The sequence below is a fragment of the Microthrixaceae bacterium genome (assembly GCA_023957975.1).
In the GTDB taxonomy this organism is placed as follows: domain Bacteria; phylum Actinomycetota; class Acidimicrobiia; order Acidimicrobiales; family Microtrichaceae; genus JAMLGM01.
In genome coordinates, this window is record JAMLGM010000009.1 from 89,902 (window position 1) to 114,808 (window position 24,907).

22 protein-coding genes are annotated in these 24,907 nt (G+C 66.5%); 12 read left to right on the forward strand and 10 right to left on the reverse strand.

Annotation, left to right across the window (positions count from 1 at the left end; translation table 11 throughout):
- Positions 1-3: 3 nt before the first annotated feature.
- Together sucB and lpdA are read right to left on the reverse strand one after the other, a co-directional pair.
- The gene (sucB, locus tag M9952_13135) at positions 4-1,737 is read right to left on the reverse strand and encodes a 2-oxoglutarate dehydrogenase, E2 component, dihydrolipoamide succinyltransferase (GenBank protein MCO5313868.1); all 1,734 of its coding nucleotides are present in this window, start codon (positions 1,735-1,737) and stop codon (positions 4-6) included.
- A gap of 220 nt (positions 1,738-1,957) precedes the next feature.
- Positions 1,958-3,370 (reverse strand): dihydrolipoyl dehydrogenase, encoded by a 1,413-nt coding sequence (lpdA, locus tag M9952_13140; GenBank protein MCO5313869.1) that lies wholly within the window; start codon positions 3,368-3,370, stop codon positions 1,958-1,960.
- A 292-nt stretch (positions 3,371-3,662) separates the two neighbouring features.
- On the opposite strand from lpdA, the gene M9952_13145 reads away from it, so the two are divergent.
- From M9952_13145 to M9952_13165, 5 genes are all read left to right on the forward strand, one after another.
- A complete protein-coding gene (locus M9952_13145; GenBank protein ID MCO5313870.1) occupies positions 3,663-4,421 on the forward strand; it encodes an SDR family NAD(P)-dependent oxidoreductase in 759 nt (252 codons plus the stop codon).
- 98 nt (positions 4,422-4,519) lie between these two features.
- A complete protein-coding gene (locus M9952_13150) occupies positions 4,520-6,490 on the forward strand; it encodes a hypothetical protein (protein MCO5313871.1) in 1,971 nt (656 codons plus the stop codon).
- 51 nt (positions 6,491-6,541) lie between these two features.
- Positions 6,542-7,426 carry a TIGR01777 family oxidoreductase gene (locus tag M9952_13155; protein MCO5313872.1) on the forward strand — a complete coding sequence of 295 codons (885 nt, stop codon included), beginning with the start codon at positions 6,542-6,544 and terminating at the stop codon, positions 7,424-7,426.
- A gap of 27 nt (positions 7,427-7,453) precedes the next feature.
- Positions 7,454-7,921: an SRPBCC family protein gene (locus tag M9952_13160; protein ID MCO5313873.1), complete on the forward strand. Its 468-nt coding sequence runs from the start codon at positions 7,454-7,456 to the stop codon at positions 7,919-7,921.
- Positions 7,922-7,942: 21 nt separating this feature from the next.
- A complete protein-coding gene (locus M9952_13165; GenBank protein MCO5313874.1) occupies positions 7,943-8,572 on the forward strand; it encodes an HAD-IB family hydrolase in 630 nt (209 codons plus the stop codon).
- 98 nt (positions 8,573-8,670) lie between these two features.
- Here the strand turns inward: M9952_13165 and M9952_13170 are convergent, their stop codons facing one another.
- The gene (locus M9952_13170; protein ID MCO5313875.1) at positions 8,671-9,447 is read right to left on the reverse strand and encodes an SDR family NAD(P)-dependent oxidoreductase; all 777 of its coding nucleotides are present in this window, start codon (positions 9,445-9,447) and stop codon (positions 8,671-8,673) included.
- 114 nt (positions 9,448-9,561) lie between these two features.
- Here M9952_13170 and M9952_13175 point away from each other — a divergent pair, with 114 nt between their 5' ends.
- Positions 9,562-9,840, forward strand: a complete 279-nt coding sequence (locus M9952_13175) for a hypothetical protein (GenBank protein ID MCO5313876.1) — start codon at positions 9,562-9,564, stop codon at positions 9,838-9,840.
- Between the two features lie 82 nt (positions 9,841-9,922).
- Here the strand turns inward: M9952_13175 and M9952_13180 are convergent, their stop codons facing one another.
- Positions 9,923-10,483, reverse strand: coding sequence for a ribonuclease HI (locus M9952_13180; GenBank protein MCO5313877.1), 561 nt, complete (start codon positions 10,481-10,483; stop codon positions 9,923-9,925).
- A gap of 69 nt (positions 10,484-10,552) precedes the next feature.
- On the opposite strand from M9952_13180, the gene aceE reads away from it, so the two are divergent.
- The 3 genes from aceE (at position 10,553) to M9952_13195 (ending at position 15,328) form a co-directional block, all read left to right on the forward strand.
- A complete protein-coding gene (gene aceE / locus M9952_13185; GenBank protein MCO5313878.1) occupies positions 10,553-13,258 on the forward strand; it encodes a pyruvate dehydrogenase (acetyl-transferring), homodimeric type in 2,706 nt (901 codons plus the stop codon).
- A 125-nt stretch (positions 13,259-13,383) separates the two neighbouring features.
- The gene (locus M9952_13190) at positions 13,384-13,977 is read left to right on the forward strand and encodes a Fe-S cluster assembly protein HesB (GenBank protein MCO5313879.1); all 594 of its coding nucleotides are present in this window, start codon (positions 13,384-13,386) and stop codon (positions 13,975-13,977) included.
- 22 nt (positions 13,978-13,999) lie between these two features.
- Positions 14,000-15,328, forward strand: a complete 1,329-nt coding sequence (locus M9952_13195; GenBank protein MCO5313880.1) for a hypothetical protein — start codon at positions 14,000-14,002, stop codon at positions 15,326-15,328.
- On the opposite strand, the gene M9952_13200 is transcribed toward M9952_13195, so the two are convergent.
- The 5 genes from M9952_13200 to M9952_13220 form a co-directional block, all read right to left on the reverse strand.
- Positions 15,329-16,528: an SWIM zinc finger family protein gene (locus M9952_13200; GenBank protein ID MCO5313881.1), complete on the reverse strand. Its 1,200-nt coding sequence runs from the start codon at positions 16,526-16,528 to the stop codon at positions 15,329-15,331.
- Entirely contained in the window at positions 16,525-19,299 is a 2,775-nt protein-coding gene (locus M9952_13205) for a DEAD/DEAH box helicase (GenBank protein MCO5313882.1), read from the reverse strand. The genes M9952_13200 and M9952_13205 overlap by 4 nt, the downstream gene beginning before the upstream one ends.
- Before the next feature lie 78 nt (positions 19,300-19,377).
- On the reverse strand, positions 19,378-20,169 hold the full coding sequence (locus M9952_13210) for a lysophospholipase (GenBank protein MCO5313883.1): 792 nt from the start codon (positions 20,167-20,169) through the stop codon (positions 19,378-19,380).
- A 14-nt stretch (positions 20,170-20,183) separates the two neighbouring features.
- Positions 20,184-20,411: a hypothetical protein gene (locus M9952_13215; GenBank protein MCO5313884.1), complete on the reverse strand. Its 228-nt coding sequence runs from the start codon at positions 20,409-20,411 to the stop codon at positions 20,184-20,186.
- A 67-nt stretch (positions 20,412-20,478) separates the two neighbouring features.
- Positions 20,479-20,913 (reverse strand): hypothetical protein, encoded by a 435-nt coding sequence (locus M9952_13220; GenBank protein ID MCO5313885.1) that lies wholly within the window; start codon positions 20,911-20,913, stop codon positions 20,479-20,481.
- A 134-nt stretch (positions 20,914-21,047) separates the two neighbouring features.
- On the opposite strand from M9952_13220, the gene M9952_13225 reads away from it, so the two are divergent.
- Positions 21,048-22,892, forward strand: coding sequence for a hypothetical protein (locus M9952_13225; protein MCO5313886.1), 1,845 nt, complete (start codon positions 21,048-21,050; stop codon positions 22,890-22,892).
- 108 nt (positions 22,893-23,000) lie between these two features.
- On the opposite strand, the gene M9952_13230 is transcribed toward M9952_13225, so the two are convergent.
- Complete coding sequence (locus tag M9952_13230) at positions 23,001-24,116, reverse strand: acyl-CoA/acyl-ACP dehydrogenase (protein MCO5313887.1); 1,116 nt, start codon at positions 24,114-24,116, stop codon at positions 23,001-23,003.
- Between the two features lie 103 nt (positions 24,117-24,219).
- Here M9952_13230 and M9952_13235 point away from each other — a divergent pair, with 103 nt between their 5' ends.
- Positions 24,220-24,498, forward strand: a complete 279-nt coding sequence (locus tag M9952_13235) for a hypothetical protein (protein ID MCO5313888.1) — start codon at positions 24,220-24,222, stop codon at positions 24,496-24,498.
- A 5-nt stretch (positions 24,499-24,503) separates the two neighbouring features.
- Entirely contained in the window at positions 24,504-24,905 is a 402-nt protein-coding gene (locus M9952_13240) for a type II toxin-antitoxin system VapC family toxin (GenBank protein MCO5313889.1), read from the forward strand.
- Positions 24,906-24,907 lie beyond the last annotated feature (2 nt).

Sequence of the window (24,907 nt, forward strand, 5' to 3'; positions counted from 1 at the left end):
GCCTCAGAGCTCCGCGGCCCAGTCGCGGGTCTCGATGATGTCGCGGACCCGGTCCATGAACGCCGCCGCGTAGGCCCCGTCGAACGCGCGGTGATCCCAGCTGAGCGTGAGGTTACCGACCGAGTGGATGGCGATTGATTCGCTCCCATCGGGCAACTCGACCACCACCGGACGTCGCTTGATGCCATCGGTTGACAGGATCGCCACCTGCGGTTGGTTGATGATCGGGGCGACGAGCAGCGTGCCGAAGGTTCCCGAGTTGGAGATCGTGAAGGTGCCACCGGAGAGGTCGTCCGGGGAGAGTTGTTTCGAACGAGCCCGGGTGGCGACGTCGTGGAGATCGCGGGCGATCTGTCGCAACCGCTTACCGTCGGCCCCCGGGACCACCGGGGCCAGCAGCGCCTCGAAATTCACGTCAACCGCGTAGGCCATGTTGACCGCGCCGTGCACGATCAACTCGTTCGCTCCGACCGTGGCGTTGAGGTTCGGGAACTCGTGCAACGCGTCGACGACCGCCCGCGTGATGAACGGAAGATACGTGAGCGAAAACCCCTCCTCGGCCTTCCACGCTTCCTTGGCGGCCTTTCGGACCCGCTCGACCCCCTCGTAGTCGACCTCGGTCGCCGTGATGACGTGCGCCGAGGTCGCCAGGCTCCGCACCATGTGTTCTGCCGTGAGTCGTCGAATGTTGTTGAACGGGATGACGGTGTCGCCCGCACCTGCAGTTGGGACCTGGGCCGGCGTTGGCGCGGGTGCTGACGGCGTGGGCGCAGCGGTCGCGGGTGCTGACGGCGTGGGCGCAACGGTTGCGGGCGCAGACCTGAGGGCGTCGCCGTCGATGACGCGCAGGACGTCCTCTCGTGTGATGCGCCCGCCGACGCCGGTGCCGGCGATCGTCGACGGATCGAGGTTGTGCTCGTCGATGAGGCGCCGCACGAGCGGTGACAAAAGACGTCCCGAGGTTGCAGCCCCGACCGCAGGCTCGCCCGCGACCGGTGTTGAAACGACAGCGGCGGGAGCCGGAGCCGGCGCGGGTGCTGGAGCCGGCGCGGAAGCCGGCGCCGGAGGAGCGGGGGCCGCGGGCGCGGCAGCCGCTGATGCCCCGACCGAATCCGACAGCACCGCGATGACGGTTCCGACATCGACCGTGTCGCCTTCGTTGACGCGAATCTCCACGAGCGTCCCCGACGCCGGCGACGGCACCTCGGAATCGACCTTGTCGGTCGACACCTCGAACAACGGCTCATCCTCGGCGACCGAGTCTCCGACCTGCTTGAACCACTTCGTAATCGTGCCCTCGGTCACCGATTCGCCGAGCTGGGGCAGTACCACGTCGAGGTTCGCTCCACCCGCAGCCACAGCAGGAGCGGATGCCTCGGATGTCGCCTCGGGTGCGGCCGCCTGCACCGGAGAGGGGACCTCCACAGCGGGGACCTCCACCGCAGGAACTTCCACCGAACGGGGGGCCGCTGGCTCCTGTGGCGCAGGCGCCTCGGCCGAAGCGCCATCGCCGACTAGGGCCAGGACCACGCCGACATCGACGGTCTCCCCCTCGGGTACCAGAATCTCGGTGATGGTCCCCGAGATCGGCGACGGGACCTCGGAGTCGACCTTGTCGGTCGACACCTCGAACAACGGCTCATCCTCGGCGACCGAGTCTCCAACCTGCTTGAACCACTTCGTAATCGTGCCCTCAGTCACCGACTCTCCGAGCTGGGGCATCACGATTTCGGCCATGTCCTGCTTCCCTTCTGTGTGAGAGCGTTCGCCGTGACCGTAGGACACGCGCGTTTCGGGGAAATTCGCTCTCACATGTCAGCAACCTGTCCGACCACGCTATCGCCTCAACGGCGACCGGCGAGCAACGACACCGACGCCGGCCCGGCCGGCATCGACCCGACCGGCACCACGCGGCCGATCGCGTCGCTGCCGCAGCGACGGGGCGGGAAGCGTCGCGTCAGTGCAACGAACGACCGGTCAGTGCGATCACCGTCTCGCCGAAGAGCTCGCTCAGCGACGGGTGCGGCTGGATCAGCGCCGCCAGTTCGTCCACGGTCGCCTCCCAGTTGACCGCGAGATACCCCTGGCCAAGCTGCTCGGTCACCCACGGCCCAACCATGTGCACCCCCAAAATGGTGCCGGCCGTTCCGTCCGCCCGCTTCTCGGCGATGACCTTCACCAGGCCGTCGGTGTCGCCGAGGATCTGGGCGCGACCGTTGCCGGCAAAGCGATGCTTGGATACCACGACCTCGTACCCCGCAGCCTTCGCCGACTCCTCGGAGTGACCGGCGAACGCGACCTCCGGGTGGCAGTAGATCGCCCAAGGCACCTTGGAGTAGTCCACCGGTGCCGGGTTCTCGCCGAGGATGTCCTTGACGACGTTGATGCCCTCGATGAATCCGATGTGTGCCAACTGCGGGGTGTTGATGCAATCTCCCACCGCCCACACCCCCGGCTCGGCGGTGCGACAGTTGGGGTCGACGACGTAGAAGCCGCGTTCATCGATGACGACATCGGTTCCCTCGCCAACCACGCCCGACGACACCGGCGTGCGTCCGATCGACACCACCACGATGTCGACGTCGAGGCCGTCGCCCTCACCGAAGGTCACCGTCGTGCCCCCAGCGGGGCGGGGCTGATGACCGGTCACCGACACGCCGGTTCGGATGTCGATGCCCTTCTTCTTGAACGCGCGCTCGACGACCTTGGCTGCGTCTGAGTCGCACCCGGGAAGGATCTTCGGCAACCCTTCGAGAATCGTGACGGCGACCCCCATGTCGGCCAGGGTCGAGGCGAACTCGCAACCGATCGCACCGCCGCCGATGACCGCCGCGCTCGACGGCAGTTTGCGCAGGTCGAGAAACTCGTCGGAGGTGAACACGATCGTTCCGTCCGGTTCGAACCCGCCGATCGTGCGGGGCACCGATCCGGTCGCCAACACGATCGCCGTTCCGAGCAGCGTCGACTGCGAGCCGTCGCTGCCGACCACGTTGACCTGATGGGACGGCCCGAGCAGCCCGGTGCCTTCGTAGACATCGATCTTGCGGCCCTTCACAAGGCTCTTGAGCCCGCCGAACATGGTGTCGACGACGCGCTGCTTGCGATCGATCGTCACGTTCCAGTCGATTCCGGTCTCTTCGGAGAACACGCCGAACTCGGCCGAATGCTTCACGGCCCGGCGCACCGCCGCGGTTTCCAACAGCTCCTTGGCCGGGATGCAGCCGCGGTGCAGGCAGGTTCCTCCGAGCTTGTCCTTTTCGATGAGTGCGATCTTCAGGCCGGCGCTCGCGCCATACAACGCGGTCGCGTAACCGCCAGGTCCGCCGCCGATCACGACGACGTCATAGAGCGAGGGGTTGATCTGTTCCACGGGAGTCCTCTTGGTCGAAGAGCTTGGTCGTTGAGCTCGGTCGCCGGCGCGAATCTGACGCGACCAGGTGCGACCCTGCGAGCATAGGTCCCCGCGACCGCCCTCAGCGCGAGACCATCCAGAACTGAACGGCGGCTGCGGCGAGGATCACCACACCACACACCACGGCCATCGTGATCAGCATTCGAGTACTCACGCGAAACAGCGTACGGGACGTGAGCCCCCGCCCCGATTCCGATACCCTGCCAAGCGGATTCACCCGCCCCGCACCCAACCTCTGGGAGACGCCCCCATGCGCGACGCTGTCGGCAACATCGCTTCGATTCTGGTTCTCGGAGGTGGCTCTGAAATTGCGGTCGAGACGATCAAGGCGCTCACCAAACGGCGTCTTCGGCGAGTCGTTCTCGCCGTGCGCTCCCCCGACAAGGTGGCCGACGTTGTCGACGATCTGCGATCGCGTGGCCTCGAGGTCGCCGCGATCCCGTTCGACGGCGCCGACATCGCCTCCCACGACCGGGTCATCGCCTCGGCCTTCGACGACGGTGACTTCGACGTCGTGTTGTCCGCCTTCGGTCAGCTCGGCGATCAGGACGAACTGGACGACGACCCGACCGCCGCCGGCGAACTCGCGGTCGTGAACTATGCGGGCCAGGTGTCGGCGCTCACCGCCGTCGCGAAACAGCTGAAAATCCAAGGCCATGGAACGATCGTCGTGTTGAGCTCGGTCGCCGGCGAACGGGTCCGCAAAGACAACGCCACCTACGGTTCGACCAAGGCCGGACTCGACGGATTCGCCCAAGGCCTCGGCGACCGCCTCCGTGGAACCGGCGTCGGAGTGATGATCGTGCGACCGGGATTCGTCCATACCAGGATGACCGAGGGCATGGACCCTGCTCCGCTGTCGACGACCCCGGACGCGGTGGCCGCCGACATCGTGTCGGGATTGGACCGAGGCGCGACGGTCATCTGGTCGCCAGCGGCGCTTCGCTACCTGTTCTCGGCCCTGCGGCACCTGCCTCGACCGCTGTGGCGAATCGTGTCGAATCGCTGAGCCCCTGTCGCCAAAGGCCCTCAGGCGTTAGTGTCTCGGCCAACGAGGTGGATTCGAACGGTCGACAGGCCGTGACGGGTCGATCAAAGGGGGGAACCATGTTCATCGCCAAACGCCGAACCCGAGTTGTCGGCTTGTTGAGCACCGTGGCGCTGTTCGCTGCGACCGCGTGTGTCGAGTCATCGTCGTCATCAACGCCGCTCACCGACCTCACGATCACGGCGCCGTCGTTCAGCGTCGTGTACGGCTCTGACATCGCCTCGATCGAACCGACCTACTCGCCGCGCAAGGTGACGACCAGCGGCCTGCAGTGTTCGACCACCGCCACGGCAACCAGCCCCGTCGGCACCTATCCCGTCGTGTGTTCGGGAGCCACTTATGGGACGACCAACATCAGCTATGTCGATGGGGTCATCACCATCACCCCGGCCCCACTGACGATTCAGGCCTCGAGCGGCAACCTGATCCCGACCGACCCGGCGCCCGTCATCACCCCGCTCTACACCGGCCTTCGCGCCGGCGACACCGCACCGGCCACCGCACCGCTGTGTTCGACGACGGCGACGACTTCCTCGCCGTACGGGACCTACCCCACGACCTGCGTCGGTGCGGCCGATGCCAACTACACGATCACCACGATCGACGGAACGATGCAGGTCGCCGCAGCGCGTTTGACGGTGCAGGCATCGTCGGCAGCGATGACCCAGGGTGACCCGCTCCCGCTGGTGACCGCGGCCTACAGCGGGTGGGTCGACGGCGACACCGCCATCGACGTCGGGGCCACCTGTCGACCACTCGTCGCAGCGAACCCGCCCGCCGGTCAGTTCCCCACGGGCTGCAGTGGAGCGAGCGACTCGAAATACGCGTTCACCTACGTCGACGGCACGATCGATGTCGCCGCCGCCGGGCTCATCAGCTACCAGAACGCCGTCGCGGTCACCAGCGTCGCCCCCGCCTCGAACGGGGTGACCCTTCCCTCCTCGTCGATTTCGGTGTTCGACCGCAGCCCCGGAACGGGCTTCGGCGACTTCACCAACCTCACCATCGCCACCACCTCCGGCCTGCAGATCGTGTCGTGCACGGGAGGCAACCCCACCACCTTCACCGGCTGCACCGGAGGGACCGGGACGCTGCACACCGGCGCGGCGGTCACCACCGCCGCCCCAACCGATTTCGCCCTGTCCAGCATCATCCCGGGTGGAAAGACCGGCTTCCACCCGACCTCGGTCGAGGTGGTGAGCGACGTCGCCCAGCAGCTGCGGTTGGTGCCGACCAGCGTCGTGCGCCGCGGCGACGACAGCTACGTTCGCTACCTTCAATCGAGCTGGCCATTCGGTTCCGGCAACATGACGATCGGCTACTGCCGCACCGAGTCGGTCTACTCACCCGCCAGCAGCGACTGTGCGACCGTGCGAGTGTCGGTGTTGGCGCCCCAACAGGTGACGATGGGAGCGAGGGTCTCGGTCGCCGGCATCACCCAAAACCAGTATCAGGTCCTCAACATCGGATCACGGGCCGCGACGGTCGCCAAGCCCGGCGACATCGTCGGTCTGCAGGTGGCCGCCGCATCCTCACAGATTCCGAACGAGCAAAAGGCCCAGGACGTCACCGCCACGGTGCGCAACGTGCGGACCTTCATGTCGGTGATCCCGATCCCCGCCGGGTTCGAGTTGATCGACGCGAAGATCGTCGGCGGTGACGAACGCACGTCGACCGGGTCGGTCGTGGCGGTCTGCACCCAGGACGGGCCCGATTGCACGGCCCGACTCACCGGCAACTGGAACCAGACGAAATTCCCCTACGTGCAGGCGAGCATCGGTTCCACGGTCGTTCCCGGGGGCACAACGATCACCCTCCCAGCGCTCGATCTGACCCTGAGGGCCACCGGCGCGGCCGGGACTCGGGGCACCACCGGACTCAGCCAGTTCCGAAACGTCGTCATCGTCGACGTTCCCGTCGTCGGTTCGACCACGATCACCTTCGACTCGTGGCCGAGCAGCGGGTCGAACACGGGTGTGACCCCACCGGTGGCCCCCATGACGCCGCTCATGGACACCGTCATCAACTGATCGTCGCCCCTCGTCATGACACAGCCATCACGACACGGCCATCACGACACCATGCGAGTCGCTGTCAGCGGTGCCACGGGTCTGATCGGCAGCCGTCTCGTCGCCGAACTCCGTTCCGTCGGGCACGAGGCGGTGACGATCTCGCGTCGACCCGGTGTCGACACGATCGTGTGGGACCCCGACCGGGGCGTACTCGCCGACGGAGCGATCGACGGCTTCGACGCGGTGGTCAATCTCGCCGGCGAACCGATCGGCGCCAAGCGCTGGACCACCGAGCAGAAGCGACGCATCGTCGACAGCCGCGTACGTTCGACCGAGTTGTTGGTCGACGCCATGGCGCGCTCCTCTCGACCGCCGACGAGGTTCCTGTCGGGGTCGGCGATCGGCTACTACGGCGATTGTGGCGCTCAAGTCCTCACCGAGAACTCGCCGGCCGGGTCCGGGTTCCTGGCCGACGTGGTTCGGCGCTGGGAAGCCGCCGCCGCACCGGCGGTTGAACTCGGGGTCTCCACGGCCTTGTTACGCACCGGCATCGTGTTGTCGGCCGAGGGCGGTGCCCTCAAACAACAGCTGTTGCCCTTCAAACTCGGCCTCGGTGGGCGCAGCGGAAACGGCCGGCAATTTCAGAGCTGGATTCACCTCGACGATCACGTCCGGGCCATCGTCTGGCTGCTCGAACGCCCCGTGGCCGGACCGGTCAACCTCACCGCTCCGAACCCGGTCACCAACGCCGAGTTCGCCTCGACGCTCGCGTCGGTGCTGCGCCGCCCATGCGGCGTGATCCCCCAGTTCGGCCCCCGGCTGCTGTTCGGTCGGGAGTTGGCGGATACGCTCCTGCTCGAAAGTCAACGAGTGCTTCCCAAGAAACTGGACGACGACGGCTTCGCCTTCCGGTTTCCCGAACTGCGAAGCGCACTCACCAATCTCATTCGTTAACCCCCGAGAATCCGAAACGGAGCAACCATGACCGACGACGCCAAGCAGGTTTCGGCATCACGTGAGATCGCCGCAGCGCCAGCAGAACTGTTCAAGATCGTCGCGGATGCCTCGTTCCACCCGGTGATCGATGGCTCGGGAACCGTTCGTTCCTCCACCGGCAAGAGCGAACCGCTGAAGCTGGGGTCCAAGTTCGGGATGAACATGAAGATGTTCCTTCCCTACCGGCTGACCAGCACCGTCGTCGAGTTTGAACAGGATCGTCTCATCGCCTGGCAACACCCTGGCAAGCACATCTGGCGCTACACCTTCGAACCGCTCGACGACGTCGACGGAACGCCCCGCACGCTCGTCACCGAGACCTTCGATTGGCGACCCTCGCCGATCAAGTTCTACATCGAGGGGCTCGGGTGGCCGAAGCGCCACAAGGTCAACATGGCCAAGACGCTGGAGAACCTCGACACCTACGTCACCAATCGATCGAGCGCGCTCTGAGCCGACGAGCGCGCTGAGTCGATGAGCATCCAGCACTCTCCACGGCCCGGGCTCGCGGCGTGGGATTTCGACGAGACGATCACGACGCGCGACACCCTCGTTCCGTTTCTCACCTTCATCGCCGGACGATCCGCGGTCGCAAAATCGCTCGCTTCCCATGCCCCCGTGCTGGCACGGGGGCTGCGATCCAGCACCCAACGCGACCGCGCCAAGGAACTGGTCCTGTCCGACGTTTTGCGAGGGCGCCAACTCGACGAGGTCGAAGCCGCTGGGCTTCAGTATGCGAGAACACTGCCGCGCCGGTTTCGACGCGAGTCGCTCGAACGCATCGCCTGGCATCGAGCCCAGGGGCACCGTCAGGTCATCGTCAGCGCGTCGCTCGTCTACTACCTGCGCCCGATCGCCGAGGATCTTGGCTTCGACGATGTGATCGGCGTGGACATGGCGGTTGGAGACGACGGCCGACTCACCGGCGATCTCGTCGGCAACAACGTCCGCAAGGCCGAAAAGGCCGCCCGGCTCTCCGCGTGGATAGACGCCGCGGGTCTCATCGACCCCGAGGTGTGGGCCTACGGAGACTCCTCCGGAGACGTCGAGTTGTTGGCGATGGCAACACACCCGACCTGGGTTGGCCGCCGAGCGACCAAGTAGACACCGCCGCAAAACGCGAACCTGGGCGTATCGACGGTCGTAGGTGACCGTCGATACGCCCAGGTTCAGTCGGACCCCGACAGGGGTCGTCGCGAAGCTCAGGCCTTCGGAGGCATCCGGATGCCGCCGTCGAGACGAATGTCCTGGGCGTTCATGTAGGAGTTCGTGAGCAGTTCGAGTGCGAGCGACGCGAACTCGGCGCTGACACCGAGGCGGTGGGGGAACAGCACGGACTTGCCGAGCGCCTCCTTGAACGCCTCGGCGGCCTCGCCCTCGCCGTAGATCGGGGTGTCGATCAGGCCGGGAGCGATCGTGTTCACGCGGATCCCCGCGGCCGCAAGGTCGCGAGCGATGGTGAGCGTCATGCCCACGACGCCGCCCTTGGATGCGGAGTAGGCGGCCTGGCCGATCTGACCGTCGTACGCGGCGACCGACGCGGTGTTGACGATGGCGCCCTTCGCACCGTCGGCATCGCCCTCGTTGCGGTTCATCGCCGACGCGGCGAGACGGATGCAGTTGAACGAGCCGACGAGGTTGATGTCGATGACCTTGCGGAAGATCTCCAGATCGTGCGGCTCACCGTTCTTGCCGATCGTGCGGCTCGCCCAGCCGATGCCGGCACAGTTGACGAGCGACTTCAACGGCGCCATTTCGACCGCGGCATCGACCGCGGCCTGGACCTGCTCGGCATCGGTGACGTCGCAGGCGACGAACAGTCCGCCGATCTCGTTGGCCAGGGCGTCGCCCCGGTCCTGTTGACGGTCGAGGTCGGCGACGACGACCTTGACTCCCCTTTCGGCAAGCAGTCGGGAGGTTGCCTCACCCAGGCCCGAAGCGCCGCCGGTGACGATTGCTGATGATCCGGTGATATCCATGCCCGGATTCTACGGGTTGACCACTTGGTCAAGAAAGCCGGGAAAAGCTTTACTTTTCGCTAGGACTGTCCGAAGAATGTGAAGGCACACTCAAGATCGAAGTGAAAGGCAATCATGGCCACGACGGGTCACAGCGAAATCATCATGAGTCCCGAGTGCCGGGCGTGCTACGACCTGGGGATCGAACCGCTCACCGACTTCCGCTCCGACGCGGGTTGGCGAACGGTCGTGTCCGCACATCGAGCCATCGTGAAGCGCTACCACCCCGACCGCTTTGTGGAACGTTCCGCCGAGGAGATGGCGATGGCCGTCGACCGCACCACCGAAGCTAACTGCGCGTACACGCTCCTGCAGACCGCACGACGCACCGAAGCGCCCCAATCCTGGTACTGAAACCGGCCTGGTACTGAAACCGGAGCGTTCTACACCGGATCCGTGGAACGGCTTGGACGTTTGAGGTCTCTCCGAGCGAGGTCTAGAAGAGCGATTCCTGGGCGACGATCGCTCCAGGTTCACCAGTCGCGCGGCCGCCCAACAACAGCGCAGCCGACTCGCCGGCGAGCGCCCGACCTGCTTCACCACCGACGGCCCCGCGTTGACGCTGCGACGCCTCCACCGCGAGCCGATCGACGAACTGGTTCATCCGATCGGTTCCGTGACCCTTCACCCAGGTGAAGGTGACATCGCCACGGGCGAGCACCACGTCGATGAACGGCTCCCAGAGGTCGCGGTTCGCCACCGCCTGTTTCTGACTGTTGAGCCAACCTCGCGCCAGCCAGCCCCGATACCACCGGTCGTTGAAGCATTTCACGACATAGGTTGAATCGCTGCGCACCTCGATGGGCCCGTCAACCGCCAACACCGCCTGGTGGGCCGCCATGACCTCCATGCGCTGATTGGTGGTGTGGGCCTCGGCCCCGCTCGCCCACCGGTCGCTTAGCCCGGCGCCACGACCCTCCTCCACGAGCGCCCACGCCCAGCCACCGGGCCCGGGGTTCCCGCGGCACGCGCCATCGGTGTACACGACCTGCACCATCGGCGCTCGACCCTAGTTCGTAGACTCGGAGGCAGATCACTTCTCCAGCAAACAAAGGACGTACGAACGATGAGCGCAGAAGGCTTCCTCCAACAGCTCCCCGACGTCGACCCGCAGGAGACCGCCGAGTGGATCGATTCGCTCGAATCGGTCGCCGCCACCCGCGGCAAACCCCGAGCCAGCTTCCTGATCGGCCGCATGGAGATGCGCGCCGAGGAGATGGGTATCGACAACTCGGGGCTCGTCACGACGCCGTACATCAACACGATCCCCCCGAACGAACAGGCGTGGTTCCCGGGCGACACCGACCTCGAACGTCGCATCCGCGCCTTCATCCGGTGGAACGCCGTCGCGATGGTGTCGCGCGCCAATCACGAATCCGATGGCATCGGCGGCCACCTGTCGACCTTCGCATCCTCGGCTGCCCTCTACGACGTCGGCTTCAACCATTTCTTCCGAGGCAAAAGCGACGGCAACCCCGGCGACCATATCTACTTCCAAGGCCACGCCGCGCCCGGAATTTACGCCCGGGCATTCCTCGAAGGCCGCTTCGATGAGGAGGACCTGCACGGGTTCCGCCGAGAGGTCTCTCGCCCCGGGCTGTCGTCGTACCCCCATCCGCGCCTCATGCCGGATTTCTGGGAGTTCCCCACCGTGTCGATGGGGCTCGGCCCGATCAATTCCATCTACCACGCACGGTTCAATCGGTATCTGCAGAACCGGCGCATCGACCCCACCGACGAATCGCGGGTCTGGTGCTTCGTCGGCGACGGCGAATGTGACGAACCGGAAACGCTCGGATCGATCGCACTCGCCGGCCGAGAAGGCCTCGACAACCTCACGTGGGTGGTGAACTGCAACCTGCAACGCCTCGACGGGCCGGTTCGGGGCAACGGCAAGATCATTCAGGAACTCGAAGGAGCGTTTCGCGGGGCCGGATGGAACGTCATCAAAGTCGTGTGGGGTTCCGCGTGGGATGAACTCATCTCCGCAGACGTGGACGGCGTGCTCGTCGAGAAGATGAACACCACCGTGGACGGACAGTTCCAGCGCTACGCAGTCGAAGACGGCCCTTACACCCGTGAACACTTCTTCGGCCCCGACACCCGGTTGCGGGACATGGTGGCTCACCTCACCGATGAACAGATCGCGAACCTGCCTCGCGGAGGGCACGACTACGAGAAGCTGTACGCCGCCTACCACTGGGCGACCCACAACTCGACCGGCAAGCCGACGGTCATCCTGGCCAAGACCATCAAGGGTTGGACCCTCGGTTCCGAGGTGATGGGACGAAACGCGACCCACCAGATCAAGAAACTCAACGCCCACCAGTTGCAGGAGCTGCGCGATCGCCTACGGCTCCACGATGTCATCTCCGACAGCGACCTTGCCGGCGACGATCCGCCGTTCGTGAGGCTGCCCGACGGCAGTCGCGAATTGGAGTACCTGCGTGAACGGCGACGCGCCCTCGGTGGGCCGATCCCACAGCGATCCACGCGGGTCCGACGGCCACTCGACCTACCCACGCCCGCGACCTTCGACGAGCTCCTCGGCGGGTCCGGCGGCCAGCCGGCCTCGACGACCACCGCGTTCACCCGACTGTTGCGCAACCTTTCTCGAGACCCCAACGTCGGGCGACGGATCGTGCCGATCGTGCCGGACGAGGCGCGGACCTTCGGCATGGATTCGCTGTTTCGCGAGCTGCGGATCTACGCATCCGCCGGCCAGAAATACGAGTCGGTCGATCACCATCTTCTGTTGAGCTACGCCGAGTCGGTCGACGGGCAGATCCTCGAGGAGGGCATCACCGAAGCGGGTTCGATGGCGTCGTGGACAGCGGCCGCAACCAGCTACGCCACCCGCGGCGTGCCCATGTTGCCGTTCTTCATCTTCTATTCGATGTTCGGCTTCCAACGGGTTGGCGACCTGATCTGGGCGGCCGCCGACGCCCGAGCGCGCGGCTTCCTCCTCGGCGCCACCGCCGGCCGAACGACGCTCGCCGGCGAGGGGCTCCAGCACCAGGACGGCCACAGCCTCGTGCTCGCTTCCACCGTTCCGCCGTGCCAGGCCTATGACCCGGCCTTCGCGTATGAGACGGCGATCATCGTGCGCGAAGGCATCCAGCGCATGTATGGCGACGGCGAGGACGTCTTTTACTACCTCACCCTCTACAACGAGAACTACCCCATGCCGGCCATGCCGACCCACCTCACCCCCGAGGAGGTGACCTCGGGAATCATCGAGGGGCTCTACCAGTGGCGGCCGCGACCAGTTGGCGACCTGATCCCGGCCTCCATCCTGTTCTCCGGCACCGCCTGGCGGGCGGCGGCCGATGCCGCGGAGATCCTCGCCGAGGACTACGGGGTGGGCGCCGACCTCTGGTCGGTCACCTCCTACAAGGCACTGCGCGAGGACGCGATCGCCGTCGAACGCCACAACCGCCTTCACCCCGGCGAGCCGCGACGCGTGGCCCACGTCACCGAGGCGCTGCAAGGCGACGGGCCGATCGTCGCGGTCACCGATTTCATGCGCATGGTCCCCGACCAGGTGGCCCCCTACTCGCCTCGCCCCTGGACCACGCTCGGAACCGACGGGTTCGGACGCTCCGACGATCGGGCCTCGCTGCGTCGATTCTTCGAAACCGATGCCGCACACGTGGTCGTCGCGGTGCTTTCCCAACTCGCGGACCTCGACACGATCGACGCGTCGGTGGTGCGCTCGGCACTCGAACGCTTCGGGGTCGACCCCGACGTGGCACCGCCGTGGACTCGCTGAGTTAGCCGCTAACCGCTCGCCGCTCGTTTCGACCGCTCGACCTCGACACCAGCCGAGTCCGACATGGTCGATCGGTTCAGCCCCGTCGAACCGATCGACGACGTCGAGGTGCCAGAATCGGGGCCATGTCCAAGGTCAAACTCCCGATCACCGGCAACCCCGACGCCGACCAACTCCTCACCGACAACCCGTTGGCGTTGCTGCTCGGGATGTTGCTGGACCAGCAGGTCACGATGGAAAAGGCGTTCAGCGGTCCCGCCGTCCTCGCCGAACGCCTCGGCCACCTCGACGCCGCGCGAATCGCCGCCATGGACCTCGACGAGTTCATCGCCGTGTGCGTGCAGACCCCGGCGATACACCGCTACCCCACCTCGATGGGCACTCGGGTGTGGGAGGCATGCGTGTTCATCTCCGAGCGCTACGACAACGATGCCTCCAAGCTGTGGAAGCGGGTACGCGACGGGGCCACCCTGCTGACTCGCGTCCGCGAGGTCCCCGGGTTCGGCGACGAGAAGTCCCGCATTTTTGTGGCATTGCTCGCAAAGCGATTCGGCCGCCGACCGCAGGGGTGGGAACTCGCCTCCGAACCGTTCGGCGACGACCAACCACGGTCGGTCGCCGACGTGCACGACGAAGCCTCGCTTCTGGCGGTGCGCGAGGCGAAGAAGGCGGCAAAGGCGAAGAAGAAGGCCGCAGCCGCCGCCAAGGTCACGGCGTGAACCGAGAGATCGCCTTTTCGACATGACCGCTGACACGCCTTCGACCACCGGGAGCAAAGCGCCGAGGCCCGACGGCACCCCGAGGGCCGAAACCGCGAGGGCCGAAACCGCCCGGCTTGCCGCCTGGGCAATGGTCGCGCTGGTCGTGGCACTGTTTCGCAACCGCCTCTGGGCCACCCCCAACCTGGCGATCTTCTCGGAGCTGTCGAAGCACCTCGGATCGAACCCGTTCGAGGGGTCCGGCATCGGCGGCGATTACCTCCTCACCAACGTGTTGGGTCAAGCCATCGCCCGACTCCTCGGCTCGACCGACCCGCACCTGTACGTCCGGGTCCACCTGGGCCTGTTCCTCGTCGCGACCGCGTTGGTCGTGGCACTGACCCATCGCCGTTTCGGCTATCTCAGCGCCAGGACGCTGGTCGTCGCCCTCGCCGCCGCACCGGGCACCACGGTGGTGATGCAATGGCTCGGCCAACCCGACGCGCTCACCTTTCCCCTCGCCATGTCGATCGTCATCGCCCGGTCGTGGCCTGCCCGCGTGGCGCTCGGCGTGCTGTTGGGGCTGTCGCATTCCGAGCAGGGGTTCGCGGCAGCCCTCATCGCGGTGGTCGTCAGCCTCGCCATCGACCTCCTCGGCGACGCCCCCACCGCCGAGGGCGTCTACAAGCTTGCGAGCCGGGTGCCGCTGACGTGGATTACCAGACCGCGCCTGGCCGCGGCCACCGCACCGCTGCTCGGAGTCGCCGCCGGCCGCATGATCGTCGAGGGCTACCTTCGCCTCAACGACATCACCATTTCGACCTCGAGGACGTCGTTTCTCTCCATCGGCGTTCAAGGATTCGCCGAGCACCATCGCCTGTCACCCGGCTGGCTGATCTACTCGCTGTGGGGGCCGTTGTGGGTCGCCGTTGCCGCACTCGCACTGTGGTGTAGCCGTTCACCACGAGCGACCGGAGCCCCGCGTCACGCTGCAGTGCTCCTGGGCATCGGAGCTTTCGCGTCGCTGGCACCGATGCTGATCACCCTCGATCAGACCCGCGTGTATTCGATGGTGAGCGCACCCGTGCTCGCAGGTGCAGCAATCCTGGTGGGGATCCGGGTGATTCCATCCGGTGGGACGGTTCCCTCGACGCGGTCCACCTCGCCGGCCAACGGATCGGCCTGGATCAGCGCGGCGGCACTCGTCGTGGCCCTCCTCGTTCCCGGGATGTTCAATGCCGGCGAGGCCTACTTCGCAACGGACCTTCCGGTAGGGCCCTTCGTCGACTTCCTCGTGCACGGCACCGTCCCCGACGACGATCTCACCGGGTTTCTGCTGGCACCCTTCCCCTTCGAGATTCCCGGCGGCTGATCACGCCTCGTCGTCGCCCACCAGGTCCTCGACCTCGTACGATCCCGGACCGTCGAGCAGCCAGGTCTCGGGGCGACCGCGGACCCCGGGCTCGGAGCGCAACCGGTACCACCGCCCGTCGGCACCGATCACCAACTTCACCCCACCCGGCATTCCGAGCGAGTCGTAGTTCAGCGCGACCGTCCGCTTCGAGATCCCCATCTCGACGAGCGCATCGCGCCCCTCGGCCAGCCGCCGCTGATCGATGAGCCGCGATCGCGGCTCCGCAAGCACCTCGACGGCGACATCGCCACCGAGGCTCCACGCCGCCGCCCAGGACCGCAGCGTTTCAACACTCTGCCTGGTTCTCGACGCCAGCATCGCCATCCCTGGCGTGTGCTGGAGATTGGCCGCACGCCTCGCCAGGTCGCCGTGCACCGTCCCGACGAGACCCGCCGAGGCGCCATCGGCAAGCACCGCCCAGGCGCGTTCGGTGGCATCGAGGGCCAGCTCGTCGACGCTGTGGGGGTCGATCGGGTCCTTCGCCGCCAAGTCGGGTTCCCACGGATCCGGTGCCGCGAGAAGCTCGGGAGCCCCCAACAGCGCCCCCAAGCCTGCTGGCATCGGCGGGAGCTCGACAGATTCGGCTTCCGCAAGGGACACGCCAGCCCAGATCTCGGCGGCATCTGGCTCCTCGACGGTCGCCGGCTGCGGCTCGATTCCGCGAAGCTCATTCCAGAGTGCAGCAAGGTCATCGCGACGCAGCCCCCGAAGTGTCACCAGCGCCAACGGGTCGCTGTCGAATTCGGTGGCGAGGCGATACAGCACCGCCGCGGCGTGGCGGCACGGGTCACCCCATTCGTCGCAGCGACAACTCGAGGCGATCTCGTCGGCGGTCGCGAACAGTTCGATCCCGGCGTCCGCCAGTTCGTCGAGGATCGCGCTCGACAGTTCGCCGTCCAAGAGTGCAGCGACATGTCCCGACTTTGTGCCAAGCACCTCAAGGACCTGACGCCAGCGCTGGGAGGTGAACCGCTCGAACTCGACCCGGGTGTCCTCGCTACGAGCCTCCCCGCGGTCGATCACCAACGGACGCATCGGATGACGTCTCGCTTGATTTCTGCCGGCGGTGAGCCTGGTCGGGTCGATGCCGCTGCGACGCTCCAACCAGTCGATCCACCGCGCTCCGAGCGACGACGACCCGTCGTCGAAACCCGTCACGCCTGCACCCCCAACTCCACGAGTTCTGCCAGGTCGTCATTGGTCAGCTCGGCGAGCCACGCCTCGCCGGCTCCGACGACCGCGTCGGCCAACGCCCGCTTCTCGTCGAGCAACTCGGCGATACGCTCCTCGAGCGTTCCCTCGCAGATGAGCTGATGAATCTGTACCGGGCGGTCCTGGCCGATGCGCCACGCCCGGTCCGACGCCTGATTCTCGACCGCCGGATTCCACCAGCGGTCGTAGTGGATGACGTGGGTCGCGGCGGTCAGGTTCAAGCCGGTACCGCCAGCCTTGAGCGAGATGATGAACACCTGGAACTCGCGTTCCTGGAACCGGTCCACGAGATCGGCGCGACGATCCAACGGGGTCGAGCCGTCGAGGAAGCGGGCATCGATTCCACGGCCACGCAGCCGGTTCGACAACAAGTTGCCCATCACCACGTACTGGGTGAACACCAGCACCGAATCGCCGGCGTCGCAGATCGCGTCGACGAGTTCGTCGAATGCCTCCAACTTCCCGGAACGATGTTCGAGCGGCCCCTCCTGTTTGAGGTATTGCGCCGGGTGATTGCAGATCTGCTTGAGGGCGGTGAGCAGTTTGAACACCAGGCCTCGCCGCGCCAGTCCACTCGCTGCCTCGATCTCGACCATGAGCTCCTGCGACACCGCGCGGTACAGTCCGGCCTGTTCGGCGCTCAGCACGACGGGATGCACGGTCTCGGTTTTCGGCGGCAGCTCGGGGACGATGTCGGGGTCGTCTTTGCGACGTCGCAGCACGAACGGGGCGATCAACCGGGCGAACCGTTCGGTGGCGAGCGGGTCGCGGTCGCGTTCGATGGGAATGGCGATGCGCCGTCGGAATGTCTCCAGCGAACCCAGCAACCCCGGTGTCGTCCAGTCGAGCAGCGCCCACAGGTCGGCCAGTCGGTTCTCGACGGGAGTACCGGTCATCGCCAGGCGCGAACCGGAGGTGAAACGGCGCATGGCGCGAGCCGTCGCCGAGGTCGGGTTCTTGATGTGCTGAGCCTCGTCGGCGACGACGAGTTGCCAGTCGATCTCGACCAACTCGTCAATGTCTCGACGGGCGAGCCCATAGGTGGTGACCACCACGTCATCGGCACCCAACGTCGGCAGGCTGCGCTCGAGGCCGACGTAGGCGACGCATCGCAGGCTGGGCGCGAATCGGGTGATCTCGCGTTGCCAGTTCGCCACGACCGATGCCGGACAGACCACCAGCGTCGGTCCGATCGCGGTCACATCGGGGTCGTCGAGACGGCGCAGCAACGTTGCGATCACCTGGATCGTCTTGCCGAGACCCATGTCATCTGCGAGGACCCCACCGAGGCGGAGCCGAGCCATCTCGTCGATCCACGCGACTCCGCGCCGCTGGTAGGGACGAAGCGTTGCGTTCAGCCCGAACGGATCGACCGCGTCGTGCAACGCCCCCGCCGAACGCACGCGTTCGGCGAGGTCGGCGATCGGACCGGCGACGTCAACCTCGACAAACTGTCCGTCGAAGCTCACGAATCCGCCGAGCGCAGCGGCGAGCGCGTCCGAGGCACGGAGGGTGTCACGACGTCCGATTCGCGAGATGACCGCCGCGTCGACCACCACCCACTCGCCGCGCAGTTTCACAACGGGCCGCTGCGCGTCAGCGAGGCGCTGCAGCTCCTCTTCCGACACCGGCTCCCCGTCGACCGTGGCGCGCCACGTCAGATCGACCACCGCCGACAGGTCGAGGCCACCGACCCCATCGCGCTGCCAGCCGGAATCGACGGTCGCATGGGCGCGAAGCGACCGGGTCAACGCCGCGGGCACCAGAATCTCAAGGCCCGCCATCGTCAGCCCGGAGGCGGCGTTGGCGAGGAGTTCCATCGCTTCGGAATCGTCGAGTTCCATCCCGACCGGCTCGGGCAGTTCCAACAGACGCTCGAGGGGCTTCCACCGCTCGGCCCCGCGGCGCAGGGTGCGCAACACCTCCAACTCTGCGCTGCGATCCACCCAGTCGACCTCGCCGGCCCACAACTGCGCAGCACTCGAAATCACGGCCGGGTCGCTGGTGGAGCGCACCTGAACCTCACACGTGAACGCGAGCCCCTCATCCAGAGGTGGGATCACCCGCAACCCCACCGTGACACGCTCGTGCACCTCGGTGCCCGCCAGTCGGGAACGGAGCCGAGACACGTCGACCGCAGCGCCGGTCGCCCACGCCACCTGGTCGACCGCAACCGCCGCTCCCGGCGTTCGAGGCATCGAGTCCACGACCGCAGCGATCAGGCCATGAACGACCTCAGCCGCCGCCTGCATCCGCTCCGCCCCGACACCGGTCGCGATGCAGTGCGCACTCGGGGGCAGGTGTGTCACCAACAGCGACCGGACGATGAGGTCATCGGAGGTGAGCGGCGACACCACCCAGCGGTCGGTACCGTCGTCGGACACCGAGGGTTGCAGCAGGCCGCGGGCGACCAAGCCGAGCGCCGACCGCACCACCCGCGCTAGCGCATGGGTCGAGGCCATCTCGTTCGACGAACCCATCAACCAGTCGATCGCGGCCGCCATCGGCAGGAAGACCGCATCCACCTCAACCCGTTCAACCCCGACGTCACCGGGGATCACCACATCGATCGAGCCGCGCGCCCCCAGGGATTCGAGCGCATCCACGACTTCGGGGTCGCGGTGCCACAGGGCCAGCCGCGAGGACCTCGGCGGTTCGGCGGGGATGAATGCTGCGTGTACCCGACCTGGCCGGGACAGAAACGTCGAACCTGTCATCGACGCCCCCGAATCCGCCCGTCACCGCTCCAACGCATAGCCGAACAGTCTACGGGGCAATCCGGAGGGTTCCGTCGCTCAGGCGTCCGCCACGGCGGCGTTGTGCTGGCGGTTCAACCATCCCAACAGCACCGCGATCGCCCGAGGGTCGTGGCGCAACTCGTGACCGCCTCCGGCGATGATTCGCAATTCAGCATTCCCATGCGCGTCGGCAATCGCACGCGCGTCGATACTCGGAACGAGGTCATCGACCTCACCGTGCATCACCAGAAGCGGCCGCGGCGCCAAACGCTCGGCTGCTGACACCGCCGTGAGCCCACGAAACTCCCCCGCCCATCGGTCGAAGTCGAAGGGATACCCGGGAGTCTTGATCACGCCAACGCTTCGAGAGTGCTCGACGAGGCGACGGGGATGGCGTGCCCAATCGCTGAAATCCGCCGGTGCGGAGACGGCGGCCACTCCGCGAACGTCGGGTCGACGAGCGCCGGCGCACAACGTGAGGGCGCCACCGCTGCCGAAGCCCGCCAACCACACGGCGCTCGCCCCGAGATCCTGCAGATGGCTGACGGCCGCCTCGATGTCTTGCACCCATCCGCTGAGCGAGAAGTCGCCCTCGGACCTGCCGCAACCGCGAAAATTCATCGTCATCGCGAGCCAGCCCATCTCGTGTGCGATGCGATCGGCCAACTCCGGAAACGACTTGCCGGAAGCCGGAGCCTCACGGCCCCGAACAGGAAACCCATGACACACGACGACCCCGGGCAGCAGCGATTCGGGGATGCCGCGATCCTGTGTCGGGCGGGCAATGTGCGCCGAAAGGCGTAAGCCGTCGACCTCGAGCACCGAGTCCATCGTCGCTTCGCCGGCCATGATGCGGCGACGAGCTAGTTCGCCGCGGACTCGGCGGTGCGTCGTTGCGGACCGAACAGGCGATAGCCGCGGTTGCGCGCCTCATCGAGGGTGTCGGGCCCGAAACACAGATACGTCTCGGCCGCCATCAACTCGTCGATGACCGACCGATACTCGTCGTCGAGTTCGTCGATGTCGTACACAACCTGGCTGCGCTTGTCACCGACGTAGCGGTTGTGTTCGAACTTACCGAGGCGCTTCATAGCGGCGATGTTACGCGCCTTTCGGTCCGGTGCCGAAACCGTCGCGCCCCGGTTCGTCCCTCCGCGACTACGGGGTTGCGACCTGCGGGCCGACCGCGCCGATCCGCCGGTAGTACTCGGCCTGCTGCAACAGCACGGCCGCGACTTGTTCGTCGGTCAGTTCGAGATCCGATTCGTCGGCTTTGCCGAGAATCCATGCGACCGGCTCGTCGTCGTCGACGACCACCAGCTCGTCGTTCACCTCGGCGTCGGTTCGGTAGGACGCGACCCCCTTGGCTTGCATGTAGTCGAGATGCCACAGCAGCACCTGGCGCACCTCGTCGTAGCTCAGCACCGCCGTCATTTCCGCGGGGAGTCGATCGCCCACGAAGATCACCGCCGTGTCGAGGTCGTAGACGGCCGGTCGCGCCTTTTCACCCTGCTGCGACACCACGGAACCCACCGCGACCGCTGCAATGACGAACGCGCTCAACGCGCTGAGCACGACAAACAACCAGATCACGACCCCGACGCTAGTGCTTGCCAGCGCACTTGCTCCCGCACACCGGTTTCCCGATAGCCCCCTTGCGTCGCCCGCGCTCCTTCCGTACCGTCCCCGAGTGGGTCGGCTGGCCCAAGAACGAAAGGCGACTTGGAATGAAACTTCGCAGGCTGGGGGCCGGCGTCGCGCTTGGGGCGCTCGTATTCTCTGCGTTCACTGGCGGTGTCATCACCAGCCAAGCTGGTGCAAACTCCGATCCGGGCGGGGCGACGACGCCCCAACGCGCTGCCGTAGCGTCGACGGTCGCAGCGGGCTACGGCAACACGTGTGCCGTCGTGTCTGGCACGGTTCGTTGCTGGGGCGGCACAACATCGGGTATCACCGGTGGCGCTCCGGCGGACATCTTGAGCGCGGCGAGCGCCGCCACACTCGCCTTGCCGGGCGGGGCGACCGCAGCCAGCGTTTCGGTCGGCCGCGACCACGCTTGCGCGCTCTCGACCGCCGGCGACGTGTCGTGTTGGGGCAACGACGCGTACGGACGCGTCAGCGGTTCCCAGACGGCCACCCATGTCGGCGAGATCATTGAAACGCCCACCAAGGTGATCGTTCCGGGCAAAGCCGTTCAGGTGGCGGCCGGCTGGAACTTCTCATGTGCGCTACTGACGAGCGGCGCGGTGTCGTGTTGGGGACAGGTCGGGGGCGGCAGCACCGGTCCGACGCAGTTCCCGAGCACGGTCGTGCTGGCGTCCCAGGCCACCTCGATCACCGCAGGTCGTCAACATGCCTGCGCCGTGTTGAGCAATGGGTCGCTGCAGTGCTGGGGCTACAACGGCTATGGAGCAACCGGACAAGGGAGCGCCAACGCCAACGGGATGATCACCCTGTCCGGCCGGCCGATCGTCGCCGCGTCGGCATCGTACTTCCACACCTGCGCCGTCACCGCTGGCGGCGAGGTGTACTGCTGGGGCGACGCCGAACACGGCCGCCTCGGACTCGGTCGCTCCGTCGACAGCGGAACCTCACCGGTGATCGGCGACAACGAGCCGGTCGATGCGTTCGGCGCGGTCAACCTCGGGCCAGACAAGGCCGTTCAGGTCTCCGCCGGGTATGACTACACCTGCGTCGTGTTGAATACGTCGAAGGTGCGTTGTTTCGGGATGAATTCGGTGGGCCAGCTCGGACTCGGAGGCAACGTCGCTGCGGTCGGCGCCGAAACCGCGCCCGACAGTGGATGGTTCTACCTCGGCGACAACGAGTTGGTGACCACGGTTTCACCGATCGCGCTGCCCGGAGACACCGCCGCAATCACGGCGGGTGTCTACCACGCCTGCGCGACCTCGACCACAGGAGCGATCACCTGCTGGGGCAACGGCGAAGGCGGGCGGTTGGGCTATGGGGACACCATTCGGCGCGGACAGCAACAGGACGGCTTCTTGAACCAGGCCATCGGGCTGTCGGTCGCACCGCTCACGCCTGGCGGCACGACCACGACCGCTGCTCCCACGACGAGCGCTGCACCTACGACGAGCGCTGCACCTACGACGAGCGCTGCACCTACGACGAGCGCTGCACCTACGACGACCACCACGACCGCTGCACCAACTACCACGGCTGCGCCGCCCACACCCACGACAACGCCGCCAGCCACGCCACCAGGTGGATCCGTACTGGCCCCGGCCCCGACGCCAGTCGATACGACGCCGCCGAAGTTGACTTTGTGGAGCGCGTACCCGGCGCAGGCGGTCGGCCGACGCACGGTGTGTGTGTTCCTCACCTCCGACGAGCCGACGATCACCGCTTGGGCGATCGAACTCCCGGGCAAGGGAACGTTCAAGTCAGCGGTGACCGGCGTCTCAGACGGGCACCCGGCCGCGAGTTGCATCACCTTGCCCGCCTCGGCGCTGAGGAAGGGGAACAACCCCGCACGTTTCGTCGCCGTGGGCATCGATGCGCAGGTGAACTTCGCGTTCGACATCCGCGACACGGTCATCGCTCGCTGAACACCGCTCACCCGTTCGGTTGACCTCGCCGGTTCTCCGATAACCAGTGGTCGTGATCACGACCACTGGTTATCGGAGAACGGGTTTTTGAGGGCGAGGACCGGAGAATCAGATACCGATTCGCTGGGCGAGCAGCTCGCGGTGATAGGTCGGATCGCCGAGGAACAGCTCCGAGCTCTTCGCCCGCTTGAAGTACAGGTGCGCGGGGTGCTCCCACGTGAAGCCGATGCCGCCGTGAATCTGGATGTTCTCGGCGGTTGTGTGGAAGTACGCCTCCGAGCAGTAGCTCTTGGCCAGCGAGGCGACCGACGGCAGTTCGTCGTTCAGTTCCGAGGCGCACCAGCCGGCGTAGTAGGCGGCGGACTTGGCCGATTCGACCTCCAACAGCATGTCGGCGCACTTGTGCTTGATGGCCTGGAACGAACCGATCGGCCGGCCGAACTGCACGCGGTCCTTGGCGTACTGCACCGCCATCTCCAAGCACTCCTGGGCGCCGCCAACCTGCTCGGCGGCGAGGGCCACAGCGGCGAGGTCGAGGGTACGGCTCAAGATGTCCCAGCCGGAACCTTCCGCGCCGACGAGTCGGGCGGGGGTGTTGTCGAAGGTGACCTTCGCCTGCTTGCGGGTCTGGTCCATGGTCGACAGCGGGGTGGCGTTCAGGCCGGCGGCACCGCCCTCGACGGCGAACAGGCTCACCGCCCCGCCGGTTCGAGCGGCGACGAGGACGAGGTTCGCGGTGTGGCCGTCGAGCACGTACATCTTCTCGCCCGAGATCGTGTATCCGTCACCCGACTTCGTGGCCTCGATGGTGATACCAGCTTCATCCCAACGACCGTTGGCCTCGGTGAAGGCGAGGGTCGCGATGGTCTCGCCCGAGGCGATACCGGGCAGGTAGTCGGCCTTGGCGGCATCGTCGCCCGAAGACAGCAGCGCGTTCGTGGCGAGTGCGACGGTCGAAAAGAACGGGGCACACAACAGGCGGCGTCCCATCTCCTCGAGCACGACGATGAGTTCGACGTACCCGAACCCCTGCCCGCCGAACTCCTCAGGGATGATCAGGCTCTGCACGCCGAGCTGTTCGGCGAGCTGGCTCCACACCGCCGGGTCATAGCCCGACTCGGTTTCCATGAGCTCACGCACCGTCGACTCGGAGGACTTCGCGTTGAGGAAGTCGCGAACGATCTTGCGCAGTTCTTCTTGTTCTTCTGAGAAGGCGAAATTCATGGCGACATTCTGTGGCGTGTTGGCCGACGGCACAATCGGCGCGGTGTACACCGCTGTACACCATCGCTGTACATCGTCGCCAGAGCTTCGCTAAGGTCCGGCGATGGAACGCATCGGGGTACGCGATCTACGCGCCGATCTTTCGGCCCACCTGCGTCGGGCCGGAGCGGGCGAACGCATCGTCGTCACGATCGACGGCACGCCGGTCGCCCAACTCGGACCACTTGAGGCCGACCTCGACCACCTGACCATCGACGATCTCGCCGCCAAGGGGCTCATCATCGCGGCACGGCGCAGCGATCGGCCCGAACCGGAGTTCGTCATGCCCATGTGGGCGGGGACGCGCCTCGATCAACTCGTGCGTGAGGTGCGCGGCCGGTGACGCTCATGTTGGACACCACCGCGTTGTTGGCGCGCTATCTCGACGGCCCGTTTCGTCCGATCGTGCTGGACGCGATGCGCTCCGACGACGACTGGTGCGCGTCGGCGTTGGCCCTCAGCGAGGCATTGATGCTGATCGATCAGATCGGTGACGACCCCGAACGGGCGGATGTCTTACGGCGCACCCTGCGCGACGATTGGGAGCGCATCCACGTCGTACCGGTCGACCAGCGGTGCCTCGACCGAGCGAGCGAGTTGGGTCGGACCCAGCCGTTGCGCACGATTGACGCGCTTCACCTTGCGGCCGCGGATCGACTTCCACGACCGGTCCGGTTCGCGACGTTCGACCCCGCGCAGATTCCCGTCGCGTTGGCCCTCGGCTTCGATGTGGTGTCGACCGAGTCGTAGGA